Origin of the sequence: Rodentibacter rarus, from assembly GCF_001998965.1 — a bacterium.
In the GTDB taxonomy this organism is placed as follows: Bacteria; Pseudomonadota; Gammaproteobacteria; order Enterobacterales; family Pasteurellaceae; genus Rodentibacter; species Rodentibacter rarus.
In genome coordinates, this window is record NZ_MLHJ01000096.1 from 1 (window position 1) to 13,535 (window position 13,535).

Sequence of the window (13,535 nt, forward strand, 5' to 3'; positions counted from 1 at the left end):
GCTGCATAATACCGGAAAAATCAGTCAAAAACGACCGCACTTAAAAGAATGGAATGGGCGCATTATATCACTAATTGTGCTAAGTTCAGCCTTCCTTTTCCTCCGACTTTTTATGCCAATATCGCCCAAGTTTAAATCAATTAATGAAGGCTAAAGTATAAAATATTGCGCAAAAAAAAAACAACTTATAATCATTTTTTAACCAATTCAACAATTTAACCAAAGAGGAAAATCCAATGAAATTCAACAAAACCACCCTATTTTTCACCGCACTTTTTGCTTTTTCCACCGCAACGCTTAGCCCGTTGGCTTATGCAGATAATGCAAGCCAAGCTAAGCAAGGCGCTGAAGCATACAAAAAAGGTGATTATCAAACCGCTTATAATCTTTGGAAGCCTTTAGCAGAGCAAGGAAATGCAACGGCTCAATTTAATTTGGGGGTGATGTATGACAACGGAAAAGGTGTGAAACAAGATAAGACCGAAGCGGTGAAATGGTTCACCCTAGCCGCTGAGCAAGGGGAAACAAAGGCTCAATTTAATTTGGGCAATGCATATTACAACGGAGAAGGCGTAAAACAGGATTATCACCAAGCCGTGAAGTGGTACACCCTAGCCGCTGAGCAAGGGGAAACAAAGGCTCAATTTAATTTGGGCAATGCATATTACAACGGAGAAGGCGTAAAACAAGATTATTACCAAGCCGTGAAGTGGTACACCCTAGCCGCTGAGCAAGGGGATGCATCGGCTCAATTTAATTTAGGCAATGCATATTACAACGGAGAAGGCGTAAAACAGGATTACCACCAAGCGGTGAAATGGTACACCCTCGCGGCAGAGCAAGGGGATGCAGAGGCTCAATTTAATGTGGGGGTGATGTATAGCAAAGGAGAAGCCGTGAAACAAGATAACCACCAAGCGGTGAAATGGTACCGCTTGGCCGCAGAGCAAGGGAATGCAAAGGCTCAATTTAATTTGGGGCTGATGTATGAAAACGGACGAGGCGTGAAACAGGATTATCACCAAGCGGTGAAATGGTACACCCTAGCGGCAGAGCAAGGGGATGCATATGCTCAATTTGTTTTGGGGGTGATGTATGAAAACGGACGAGGCGTAAAACAGGATTATCACCAAGCGGTGAAATGGTACACCCTAGCTGCTGAGCAAGGGGTTTCAAAGGCTCAAACTAATTTGGGGATAATGTATGGACTCGGTCAAGGGGTTAAGCAAGAGAGGCAAAAAGCAAAATATTGGGTAGGTAAAGGCTGTGATAATGGCAATCAAAATGGCTGTGATGTTTATCGTATATTGAATGAGGGGAAATAGTATGCTGGAAATAGAGTGTACCTTCTGGGGTGTGGGGCAAGGGCTATTTTCAAGCGGTTCAGTTTCTAACAATAATAGCGAAAAGTTTAACTGGGTTTATGATTGTGGGGCGGTGAAATCCGCCCGACAATATTTAAACCATTCTATTTCTAAAATGCGGTCGGAATTGAAAGATAATGAGCCGATTGATTTATTAGTGATTTCCCATTTTGATGAAGATCATATTAGTGGTTTAGGCAATTTACTATTGGGAAAGAAAGTCAAACGTTTAGTCATTCCCTATTTTCCATTGTGGAAACGCCTTATTTTAGCTGATATGGCAAATATTCGTTTTAACAGCTCGCTATTTCGTTTTTATCTGAACCCAACTGTATATATTTTAGAAAATTTTTCTGATTCATTCTCAGAGGAAGGACAAATTTTATTATTACCTGAGACGGAAGATATTGATTTTCCTCTTAATCCTGATAGGCAAGGAAGAATAGAATTTCAAGATTTGAATGAAAAAGCAATTCACCATAATAAAGTGAAGCTGTTAAAAGGGTATGGCTATCTTCATCATAATGTCGTTGAATTTATTTTTTATAATGCTCCCCTTTCAGAATTGAAAAAATACCCAAGTGATTTTAAACAATATCAAGAAGAAATCGAGAAAATCACGCAACTCCAACAGTATGGCAAAGCAGAAATAAATAAATTAAAAGCGATTTGTGATAAATATTTTGTTCGCACTGATAGTAAAGGAAAGAAAAATAGTAAAGATAGAAATGTTATTTCGCTTTTCTTGTATGTTGGATATATTGAAAACATAAAGCAAGCAGCACAAATAAAATATTTTCAGCATATTTCGTTATTTGAAGATCGAAAATCAGAAGGGATTTATTCAAAAGCAAAAGGTGTAAGGGAAGAAGAGACATTTTATGATTTATTTTCAGGACATAACCAAAAAATCAGTTATCGTAATAGTATTTTATACACAGGAGATGGTTCATTAAACAAACCTTCTCAATTTGAACATTTAAAATTAACTTTGGGCGATAAACGGATTCAAAATATTTTTTGTTTCCAAGTACTTCATCACGGTTCTAGAAATAATTGGCATAAAGGTTTGGCAGATAAAATCCAGCCTTGCATTTCTGTTTTTTCTGCCGATCCGAATTATGCGAATTATCGCCATCCACATGCTGAAGTCGTTAAAGATTTTTTACCTTATTCCCCAATATTAGTTAATCAAAATAGTTATATCACTTTCAATATATTATGAGACTCAAAATGAAACTGAAAAAAAACACCCTATTTTTCACCGCACTTTTTGCGTTTTCTACTGCCACCATTAGCCCTGTGGTTTATGCGGACAATGAAAGTCAGTTTAACCAAGGATTTGAAGCTACAGAAAAAGGCGATTATCAAACCGCTTACAATCTTTGGAAGCCTTTGGCAGAGCAAGGGTTTGCATCGGCTCAATTTAATTTGGGGCTGATGTATAACAACGGACTAGGCGTGAAGCAAGATTATCACCAAGCAGTGAAGTGGTTCACCTTAGCCGCAGAGCAAGGGGATGCAAAGGCTCAATATAATTTAGGGGTGATGTATAACAACGGAGAAGGTGTGAAACAAGATTATCACCAAGCGGTGAAATGGTACACCTTAGCCGCGGAGCAAGGGGAGGCTATAGCTCAACATAATTTGGGGGTGATGTATAACAACGGAGAAGGCGTGAAGCAAGATTATCACCAAGCGGTGAAATGGTACACCTTAGCAGCGGAGCAAGGAGAGGCTATGGCTCAACATAATTTGGGGGTGATGTATAACAACGGAGAAGGTGTGAAGCAAGATTATCACCAAGCGGTGAAATGGTACACCTTGGCAGCGGAGCAAGGGGAGGCTATGGCTCAAACTAATTTGGGGATTATGTATAGGCTTGGGCTAGGCGTTAAACAAGATATTTCGAAAGCAAAATATTGGGCAAGCCAAGCCTGTAAGGGTGGAAATCAGGACGGGTGTGAAGTGTTGGCAATGTTAGAGGAAGGGATATAAATGAAAATCAAAAATTTATTACTTTGCGGCTTCGTTTTAGCCTCAGGTATTGGGGCTGGGGTTTATTTTACCCAGTATTATCCTGAGCAAGCTGAGGTTCGTCAGTTGGAAAAACAAATTCAACGTGATTATTATGGTGGCACATTTAAATTATCCGATTCCGAAGAAAAAGAAATCGCCCCCGAGAGATTGAGAGTGTTGGCAGAAAAAGGCTATGCTGTCGCTCAATACGGATTGGCTGAGTTTTATCAGGAGAATGAGAATAATACATTAGCGAAAAAATGGTATGAAAAAGCCGCCGAGCAGAAAATGGCTCATGCTTATGTGGAATTGGCGGCTCTCGAGGAAAACAAATCCGATAAAAAAGCCTTGTTAGAAAAAGCCTCAGCCTTAGGTGATGCTAAAGCTGATTATAATTTAGCTGTTTCTTATTTGGAAAATGATGAACTCACCGCAGCGATGCTGGTAGAAAAATCAGCCAAGGCAGGTTATTTTGACGCAATGTCCTCATTATCCATAATGTATCGAGAAGGAATCGGGGTAAAACAAAACTGGGAGAAAGCCTTTGATTGGTCGTTACAAACTTATCAACGGGCAAAAGCGTTAAATGTGGCAGCCGTTGATCTATCCATGCTGGTTACGAAAAATATCAATTTTTTATTTGAGGATACTTATAAACAATTAGCCATTTTCTATTTGTTAGGGATTGGTACGGAGAAAAACGAAGCTAAAGCCCAGCAGTTATTAGCGGAGAGACATTCACCTGTACAAAACAAAACACTAAAGAAGATTCTAGAAGAGTTATCTCTTGATGAATTAAAAGTCGAGATTCTGACTATGGATATTCCGAAAGAATACCAAGAACGAGTGGCAATTTTAGAGGCTGAAATGAATAGCAACCGTGATCCTGAATTTTGGCTAAAATTAGGTGAGAAAACGGAAGATCAGACAAAAGCCAAAGGTTATTTTGGTTCTGCCTGTGATTTTGGTAGCCAGAAAGGTTGCGATAAATGTCGTGAAACTAATGAAAAAGAAATGAAGAAGGAGTAAATAACAAACGGTCGGTTGTTCTGTTAAACAACCGACCGTTTTTACATTAGCGAGTAAAACCTACCCCACCAACTGTTTCAAAATACGGCGAACCGGTTCAGCAGCCCCCCATAGGAGTTGGTCGCCCACGGTGAAGGCAGCGAGGTATTCACCGCCCATGGCGAGTTTGCGTAAACGTCCGACTGGCACACTTAATGTTCCGGTCACTTTCGCCGGGGTGAGTTCTTTTAATGTGGTTTCTTTGTCGTTTGGAATCACTTTCACCCATTCATTGTGAGAAGCAATGATTTGTTCGATTTCCGCTAACGGTAAATCTTTTTTCAGTTTGATGGTGAAGGCTTGGCTGTGGCAACGTAATGCACCGATACGCACACATAAACCATCAACCGGAATTGGGTTGTCGCTTAAGCCAAGAATTTTATTGGTTTCGGCGTAGCCTTTCCATTCTTCTTTGGTTTGTCCGGTTTCCGGTAATAATTTGTCGATCCAAGGGATGAGGCTACCGCCCAGTGCCGCACCAAAGTTTTCTGTTGGGAAATCGGCGGAACGCATTTCTGCCGTCACTTTGCGTTCAATATCTAAAATGGAAGACGCCGGGTTGGCTAATTCCTCTTTCACTGCATCACGCAATAAACCCATTTGGGAAAGCAATTCACGCATATTTTTTGCACCTGCGCCGGATGCGGCTTGGTAGGTTGCCACAGAGACCCATTCCACCAAATCACGTTCAAATAATCCGCCAATTGCCATCAGCATAAGGCTCACTGTACAGTTTCCGCCTACGAAGGTTTTAATGCCGTTTTTTAAGCCTTCGTCAATTACATTTTGATTGACCGGATCAAGCACGATAATGGCATCTTTTTCCATACGCAATGCGGAAGCCGCATCCACCCAATAGCCATTCCAACCTGTTGCTTTTAATTTTGGATAGACTTCGTTGGTGTAATCGCCGCCCTGGCAGGTGACGATAATGTCTAATTTTTTGAGCTCCTCAATATCGAAGGCATTTTTGAGTTCGCCCGCCTCTTTGCCTGCAAAGACCGGGGCTTTTTGCCCGGCTTGAGAGGTGGTGAAAAAAACAGGATTGATGTTTGCAAAATCATTTTCTTGCACCATACGATCCATTAATACGGAACCGACCATTCCGCGCCATCCGATAAAACCGACGTTTTTCATAGTATTTTCCTTTGTTAATGTTGTGTTTGAATGGAGCTATTAATTACAAGATAGTGTGATCAAAATCAAGTTTTTTGTGATGAATATCAATAAATTTATTCATTCATTGATTTTTATTCAAGAAAAAATCCCCTTTCGGGGATTTTCAGCTATTTTTCCGTTTTTTTCGTGGTTTTCTTCACGGATTTTTTTACCGTAGATTTTGTCTCGGATTTGACCGCACTTTTCTTCACTGTATTTTTCGTTTCCGTTGCTTTTTTCACAGCTGTTTTCTTTGTTGGTTTTTTCTTCGGTTTTTCCGGTAAATTTACCGCTTTCCACTCGTTTAATTTTTCCAATAAAACTTTTCCCATTGGGCTTGGATCACCGGTAAAGAGGGTTTTTAAGCCGTTATTTTCAATAATATGACGACGTAAAGCCAAGCGTTCTTCGTGATTTTCGGCTAAACGAATGGCTCTTTCTACATATTCATCCACCGTATGGGCAATTAACCATTCAGGTAAACCTAAACGTTTGAATAAGCCTTCATCAATATGTTCGTGTACTTCAGGGCCGGTTTTACAGATGCCCACTAAACCGAGGGTAACCATATCAATGATTCCGTTCGTGTTTCCAAATGGGAATGGGTTTACCATCATATCGCAGTTATGCAAAATTTGAAGGTATTGATGATAAGGTGAATGTGGGTGTGCCGTGGCATCATCTCCCAAGTAAGATTTAATAAAACGTTCCACATAAGGGTGGGTAATGCCGCTGGATTGACCCAATGCAAAGTGGAAATGCACTTTCACTTTGGCACGATCACGAATGGCCTTTAAGGCTTCCAAGAAATATGGGTTTAATTTCATTGTGGTCGAGGCGATCCCAATATTGACCACTTCCGGATTTGCACGCAGACGATATTCTACATTCTGTGGTGCAAGGGCGGACGGTACATAAGGAAGGGCATCTTTTGGTAAACGCAATAAGGTTTCACTGAAGCATTCCTCTGACCCCACATAATCGTCTTCCACAATCACATATTCAATAAAGTCCGAATGGGTTGTGGCAGGGTGTCCTAATGCAATAACTTGAATGGGCGCAAGACGGGTATTACTTGCAAAGATCGTTGTAAGATCCATACCAATACTTGGCATATAAAATATCGCTGCACCGTTTTCATCACAAATTGATTTTAAAAACATCAATTTTTCGAGGATATTATTACCTTTGGTTAAATGGAATTCATCAAATACAGCTCTGCCTGCGTCATCTACGGCTTCGCCACCAATACCGATTAAATGAAAACGCTCACGTGCGGCAATCATAGAAGTGGAATGGGTACGATAAATAGAATGTGCGGAGTGGAAATGCTCTAAAAGCACGACCATCACCGGTTTACCATTACGCTCACCTAATTTGCTCACATCACGATCTTCCCAACCCGATGAAAGAAGATGACGGCGGATCACTTGATTTAATGCTCGTTTGACATCGTGTTTATTGCCAGCGATATCATAGCTACAATGCATATAGACATCGTGAGAAATTCCACTAGGTAGGTTATTGAGATTTTCAATTTGCGCTAATTTTTCCGGGAACCATTGTAACAGTGCACCACGTTTACTAAATGCCTGTTGTGTCGCAATAAACCGTGGTGATTGCAGTGCAAAGCAAAGTGAGGCACAAAGATCCTGATCAAGATCCCATAAAGCATCTAAATTAAGATTAACATTGGATTCCGGTAAATAGAGAATACAGAATTTAATTAACGAAGATTTCGTGGATGTATCCAAATGAATATCTAACGGATTTTGAGGGGCTGGATTACGATTATAGGTTTGCAAAATATGATCTGCATTCACAAAAGGCGAGGAAGCAAAAATCATATTTAACCAACGTTGTAAAACGAGAAAACGTTGTGCGCCTGAGAGGGTAATATCTAATTTCGGATCAATAAATAATTGCGTGATGGCGACAGCCATACGGGTGGAAAAATAGATATTTTTATCTTTCGTCAGATTTTCAAGTTGTGGTGGAAAATCAATTTCGATATCTTGAATATCGCCAAAATTGGCATCAATTTTACCTAGAATATCAAGTAGTTCCACACACGCCGCTTCATAGTTTTTCGCCGCTACTTCTTTTTCAAAGCGTAACACACTCGGTTTTTTTACCTCAGACATTTTATTTTCCTTCTTATTTTGTTATTAACAAACACCCCACAGATCGTATTCATCTGATTGGATAATAGTTACTTTTATGATGTCACCGATTTTCACATCAATGCCGTTTGGGTTATCTACATAAACTAAGCCATCAATTTCCGGTGCATCTGCTTGTGAGCGCCCGATAATGCCTTCTTCATCAACTTCGTCCACCAACACCTCTAAGGTTTTGCCGACTTTTTGTTTCAATCGATTGGCTGAAATTTCTTGTTGTAATTGCATAAAACGATGGTAGCGTTCTTCTTTTATTTCTTCCGGCACTTGATCAGCCATCTCCGTTGCAGGTGCACCTTCTACCGGGCTAAATTTAAAACAGCCCACACGATCAAGCTGTGCCTCTTTTAAGAAGTTGAGTAATAATTCAAAATCTTCTTCCGTTTCCCCCGGAAAACCCACAATAAAGGTGGAACGCAAGGTCAAATCCGGGCAAACTTCACGCCATTTTTTAATTCGCTCTAAAGTGCGGTCAATACTGCCTGGTCTTTTCATTGCTTTGAGAATTTTTGGGCTGGCGTGTTGTAAAGGAATATCTAAATAAGGCAATAGCGTACCATCTGCCATCAGTGGAATTAAATCATCTACATGGGGATAGGGATAAACATAATGCAAACGCACCCAAATACCGAGTTTTCCCAGCTGTCGGCAAAGCGTCATCAAATCATTTTTAATCGGCATACCGTTCCAAAATGCGGTTTTCACGCCTCCCTCTTGGCGTTTTAAATCCATGGAATAGGCGGAAGTATCTTGCGATACCACTAATAATTCCTTCACCCCTGCTTCTGCCAAACGTTTGGCTTCCTCCAATACTTGGGTAATAGAACGACTTTCTAAATCGCCACGCATAGAAGGAATAATGCAGAAAGTACAACGATGATCACAACCTTCGGAAATCTTCAAATAAGCATAATGTTTTGGTGTGAGTTTCACCCCTTGTTTTGGCACAAGGCTGGTGTAAGGGTTATGAGAAGGTTTTGGCACATATTTATGTACTTGTTCCATCACCGCTTCATAACTATGAGGACCTGTCACTTCTAATACTTTTGGATGCACCTCACGAATACGATCTTCCTTTGCCCCTAAACAACCGGTGACAATCACCCGACCATTTTCTTCCAATGCTTCACCGATAGCTTCTAGGGATTCTTGCACCGCACTGTCAATAAAACCGCAAGTATTGACAATCACCAAATCCACATTTTCATAACTTGGCACAATGTTATAACCTTCCGTGCGAAGTTCCGTGAGAATCCGCTCGGAATCCACCAAGTTTTTTGGACAACCCAGACTTACAAAGCCAATATTTCGGGTTGAATTTTGCATAAATTTATCTCTACGTTATTCATATTAAAGGTGGCTAATTCTACTCAATTTCAATATGAAAGGCGATAAACTAAACGTAAAAGATTGTAAAATTAATTGTATTTTCATTTCTCAACCCATTAGAATTTCTACCTGATTTTATTAGGAAAATAGCGCTATGGAAAATTCATCCCTCATTTTGACCGCACTTTTAAGCTCTCATCATTTGATTATCCTCGGTAAAATGTTTTTAGCCTTGCTTTTGGGGAGCATTATCGGTTTAGAGCGTGAATTAAAACACAAACCTGTTGGCATTAAAACCTGTTCGATTATTGCGATTACCACTTGTGTATTAACGATGGTTTCCATCCAAGCTGCCGAACATTATGCACAGGTGTCAGAAAATATTCGTACCGATCCGATGCGCCTTGCTGCACAGGTAATTAGTGGAATCGGTTTTCTTGGCGCAGGAGTGATTTTACATAAAAAGAATGATGCGATTTCAGGTTTAACCACAGCAGCGATCATTTGGGCAGCAGCCGGTATCGGCATTGCAACCGGGGCAGGCTTTATTTTTGATGCACTTATTGCCACCGCAATGATTTTGGTTGCCGTGCGTTTCAGCCCAATGGTGCAACGTTTGGTGCGCCGTAAAGGACGTAAAAAGAAAACCAAAATTATCATCCATCTCAGCTCATCGGCTTCTCTTGCTGTAATCACGGATTTATTAATTCAAAATGACTACCGCATTGAAAACCTTTCTGTCAAAGATTTAGCGAATAATGAAATTCGTGTCCAAATTCGATGTTTTGCTATTGATAGTACGATGATTAAAGACATTTACACATTACTAAAAACAGAAGAGGGAGTGCTGAGCGTGGAGTTGTTTGAAAACTAGAATATACTTTTGTTGTAAACGTTGTATGGTCTATAGCGCATTTTATTAAATCCTGATTTTTACGTTTCAAACTGGATGGCAGCATGAGATCTTCTCCGCGGCTGCCATCAAATACATTTCATTTTTTCATAGATAAACTTTATACTAATTCAGTTTTTATTTAGAGGTTTATTTATGTCACATTCAATTCAAGACTTTATCAAATTAATTGCTCAGCTTCGTCATCCGAAGAACGGTTGCCCTTGGGATTTAAAACAAAATTATGAATCAATGATCCCTTGTCTTATTGAAGAAACCTATGAAGTAGTTGATGCCATTCAAAAAAAAGATATCCGCAATTTACGTGAAGAATTGGGTGATTTACTTCTCCAAGTCGTTTTTTTTAGTCAGCTAGCCTCGGAAGATAACTATTTTAATTTTGATGATGTGTTAAATGACATTGCTGAAAAAATTATTCGCCGTCATCCACACGTTTTTTCCGATGCGACAGCCGGAAATGAAGAGGAAGCCCTTGCCCGCTGGAATAGCATTAAAGCCTTAGAAAAATCCAAAACACAAAACCAATCCATTTTAGATGAAATTCCCTCTGCCTTTCCTGCATTAATGAGAGCGCAAAAATTGCAGAAACAATGTTCAAAAATAGGTTTCGACTGGACTGAAATTTCTCCTGTTTTTGAAAAAATTGAAGAAGAATTGCAAGAAGTGAAAGAGGAAGTAAATAAAAATCCACAAAATAAGGAAAGTATTGAAGAAGAAATCGGCGATTTGTTCTTTGCCACCGTTAATTTATCCCGCCACTTAAAATGCAATGCTGAAGAAAGCTTACGCAAAGCAAATCATAAGTTTGAACAACGTTTCCGTAAGGTTGAACAAAAAGCTAAGGAAATGGGAAAAGAATTGACCGCACTTTCTTTAATCGAAATGGATGTATTGTGGGATGAGGTAAAAAAAGAAGAGAAAATAGCGAGCTAATGCTCGCTATTTTTATGGTTTAATAATCACTTTCTGTATGATTTTCCTCACCAATAATCGCAATACCGGCACTTGCACCAATTCGTGTTGCACCGGCTTCAATCATCGCCAAAGCCGTGGCGGTATCACGCACACCACCGGAAGCTTTTACGCCGATATGCCCCACCGTTTTTTTCATTAACGCCACATCTTCCACTGTTGCGCCGCCTTTATTAAACCCGGTAGAAGTTTTGACAAAAGCCACACCTATTTCTTTACAAATTTCACAGGCTTTAACAATTTCATCTTTGGTGAGTAGGCAGGTTTCTAAAATGACCTTCAAAGGCACAGTATTACAAGCCTTCAATACTGCTTGGATATCTTCTTTTACCGCTTGCCATTGGTTCGATTTAATCCACCCTACATTAATCACCATATCAATTTCATTCGCCCCGGCTTTGATGGCTTCTTGTGTTTCAAAGGCTTTTACCGAGGTGAGATTAGCCCCAAGGGGAAAACCCACAACAGTACAAATTTTCACTGCCGTTCCTGCCAATTTTTCTTTTGCTAAAGGGATATATCCCGAGTTGATACACACAGAATAAAAACCATATTTTATGGCTTCATCACAGAGTGTTAAAATATCTTGCTCGTTTTTTTCAGCGGTCAATGTGGTGTGGTCGATATATTTTGCTAGGGTTTTGCTGTCCATTTTTCTTCTCCTTAATAATGAAAATTTTGTCGGGCTATGATAACAAAATATGCTGAAAATTGACCGCACTTTTATGATAAATTATCGCTATTCTTTTTTATCGAGCCGATTATGAAATTCACCGCCTTACTCAAAAATAGCGTTTCACTCCTATTTACCTTCATTATCGTCAGTCATCTTTTAGATGTTATACGTCAACCTGAAATTCCGCCTGAAATCAATGCAACGGCACTCTATGATTTACAGGGTAATGGTTTTTTCCTCCCACAAATCGTCCAAGATAAACCCACATTGATTTATTTTTGGGGAACTTGGTGCGGTTATTGTCGATATACCTCACCTGCCATCAATGATCTGGCAAAAGAAGGGTACTCGGTGGTTTCGATAGCCTTACGTTCAGGCGATGAAAAAGAAATTGAAGATTATTTAACCCAACACAATTATCGCTTCACCACAGTCAATGATCCCCAAGGGATCATCGCACAAAAATGGCAAGTGAATGTCACCCCTACGATCATCATTTTAAATAAAGGAAAAATGAGTCTTGCGACAACCGGCTGGACGAGTTATTGGGGGTTAAAAGTGCGGTTATTTTTCAGTGAATTTTTAAGTTAAGCGCCGTGTGGCTTTTACCTTATTCTGAAAATCCATTACAATGACAACACATTTATACATCTAAAAAAGGATAAGATTATGATTATTGTAACCGGTGGCGCCGGCATGATTGGCAGCAACATTGTCAAAGCATTAAATGAAATGGGACGTAAAGATATTTTAGTCGTCGATAATTTAAAAGATGGGACGAAATTTATTAATTTGGTGGATTTAGATATTGCCGATTACTGCGACAAAGAAGATTTTATCGCATCCATCATTGCCGGTGATGATTTTGGTGAAATTGATGCGGTTTTCCATGAGGGTGCTTGTTCTGCTACCACGGAATGGGATGGCAAATATTTAATGCAAAACAATTATGAATATTCGAAAGAATTATTGCATTATTGCCTAGATCGCCAAATTCCGTTTTTTTATGCCTCCAGTGCCGCCACTTATGGCGGACGTACCGAGAATTTTATTGAAAAACGAGAATTTGAAAGCCCGCTTAATGCCTACGGCTACTCAAAATTCTTATTTGATGAATATGTGAGAAAAGTTTTACCGACAGCAGACTCACCGGTTTGTGGGTTCAAATATTTCAATGTGTATGGGCCAAGAGAGCAACATAAAGGCTCAATGGCCAGTGTGGCATTCCACCTCAATAATCAAATGTTGAAAGGGGAGAATCCGAAATTATTTGCCGGCTCAGAAAACTTTTTGCGTGATTTTGTTTATGTGGAAGATGTGGCGAAAGTCAATATTTGGGCATGGCAAAATGGCATTTCCGGTATTTACAATCTTGGGACGGGCCTTGCGGAATCCTTCCAAGCGGTTGCCCAAGCGGTGATCAAATTCCACGGTAAAGGACAGATTGAAACCATTCCTTTCCCTGATCATCTCAAATCCCGCTATCAAACCTTTACTCAGGCGGATTTAACCGCATTACGCGCCGCCGGTTACAAAGGCGAGTTTAAATCCGTTGCCGAAGGAACGGCCGACTATATGGCGTGGCTCAATAAAAAGTAATCGATCATTAGATTGAATTTATCTGAGATATTTAAAAAGTGCGGTCAAAAATTTCGGTATTATGCAGCAGTTGCACAACGTTGTTTTTTGTTATCTTGTAGGGACACACTGCGTGTGTCCGAATTTTAAGCTATTGAAATAATTTGATTTTATAACGGACACACGCAGTGTGTCCCTACGTTTTGGTTAAAATTTCTGTTTTGTGCATTTGCTACATAATACCGCACGTTTTACTCTACTTTAACGCCTTGTACTAT

At 39.9% G+C, this 13,535-nt stretch carries 12 protein-coding genes; 8 read left to right on the plus strand and 4 right to left on the minus strand.

From position 1 onward, the window contains the following. The first annotated feature begins 236 nt into the window (after window positions 1–236). The 4 genes from BKK50_RS09225 to BKK50_RS09240 are packed head-to-tail and all read left to right on the plus strand — an operon-like array spanning window position 237 to window position 4,412. Complete coding sequence (locus BKK50_RS09225; protein WP_077417468.1) at window positions 237–1,325, plus strand: SEL1-like repeat protein; 1,089 nt, start codon at window positions 237–239, stop codon at window positions 1,323–1,325. Between the two features lies 1 nt (window position 1,326). Further along, window positions 1,327–2,589, plus strand: a complete 1,263-nt coding sequence (locus BKK50_RS09230; protein WP_077417470.1) for an MBL fold metallo-hydrolase — start codon at window positions 1,327–1,329, stop codon at window positions 2,587–2,589. Between the two features lie 8 nt (window positions 2,590–2,597). After that, window positions 2,598–3,362 (plus strand): tetratricopeptide repeat protein, encoded by a 765-nt coding sequence (locus tag BKK50_RS09235; protein WP_077417472.1) that lies wholly within the window; start codon window positions 2,598–2,600, stop codon window positions 3,360–3,362. Further along, window positions 3,363–4,412, plus strand: coding sequence for a tetratricopeptide repeat protein (locus BKK50_RS09240; RefSeq protein ID WP_077417474.1), 1,050 nt, complete (start codon window positions 3,363–3,365; stop codon window positions 4,410–4,412). It begins immediately after the preceding gene. A gap of 60 nt (window positions 4,413–4,472) precedes the next feature. On the opposite strand, the gene asd is transcribed toward BKK50_RS09240, so the two are convergent. The 3 genes from asd to rimO form a co-directional block, all read right to left on the minus strand. Continuing rightward, window positions 4,473–5,588, minus strand: a complete 1,116-nt coding sequence (gene asd / locus BKK50_RS09245) for an aspartate-semialdehyde dehydrogenase (RefSeq protein ID WP_077417476.1) — start codon at window positions 5,586–5,588, stop codon at window positions 4,473–4,475. A 149-nt stretch (window positions 5,589–5,737) separates the two neighbouring features. Beyond that, window positions 5,738–7,753 carry a UDP-glucose:protein N-beta-glucosyltransferase gene (locus BKK50_RS09250; RefSeq protein WP_077417478.1) on the minus strand — a complete coding sequence of 672 codons (2,016 nt, stop codon included), beginning with the start codon at window positions 7,751–7,753 and terminating at the stop codon, window positions 5,738–5,740. A 24-nt stretch (window positions 7,754–7,777) separates the two neighbouring features. After that, on the minus strand, window positions 7,778–9,115 hold the full coding sequence (gene rimO / locus BKK50_RS09255) for a 30S ribosomal protein S12 methylthiotransferase RimO (RefSeq protein ID WP_077417480.1): 1,338 nt from the start codon (window positions 9,113–9,115) through the stop codon (window positions 7,778–7,780). A gap of 157 nt (window positions 9,116–9,272) precedes the next feature. Here rimO and BKK50_RS09260 point away from each other — a divergent pair, with 157 nt between their 5' ends. Both BKK50_RS09260 and mazG read left to right on the plus strand, forming a co-directional pair. Further along, window positions 9,273–9,992, plus strand: a complete 720-nt coding sequence (locus BKK50_RS09260; protein WP_077417483.1) for an MgtC/SapB family protein — start codon at window positions 9,273–9,275, stop codon at window positions 9,990–9,992. A gap of 174 nt (window positions 9,993–10,166) precedes the next feature. After that, window positions 10,167–10,964: a nucleoside triphosphate pyrophosphohydrolase gene (gene mazG / locus BKK50_RS09265; RefSeq protein WP_077417485.1), complete on the plus strand. Its 798-nt coding sequence runs from the start codon at window positions 10,167–10,169 to the stop codon at window positions 10,962–10,964. Between the two features lie 19 nt (window positions 10,965–10,983). Here mazG and deoC read toward each other — a convergent pair whose 3' ends face one another. Then, entirely contained in the window at window positions 10,984–11,655 is a 672-nt protein-coding gene (deoC, locus tag BKK50_RS09270; protein WP_077417487.1) for a deoxyribose-phosphate aldolase, read from the minus strand. A 111-nt stretch (window positions 11,656–11,766) separates the two neighbouring features. Here deoC and BKK50_RS09275 point away from each other — a divergent pair, with 111 nt between their 5' ends. After that, window positions 11,767–12,270, plus strand: a complete 504-nt coding sequence (locus tag BKK50_RS09275; protein ID WP_077417489.1) for a protein disulfide oxidoreductase — start codon at window positions 11,767–11,769, stop codon at window positions 12,268–12,270. A gap of 78 nt (window positions 12,271–12,348) precedes the next feature. Beyond that, the gene (gene rfaD, locus BKK50_RS09280) at window positions 12,349–13,278 is read left to right on the plus strand and encodes an ADP-glyceromanno-heptose 6-epimerase (RefSeq protein WP_077417491.1); all 930 of its coding nucleotides are present in this window, start codon (window positions 12,349–12,351) and stop codon (window positions 13,276–13,278) included. Window positions 13,279–13,535 lie beyond the last annotated feature (257 nt).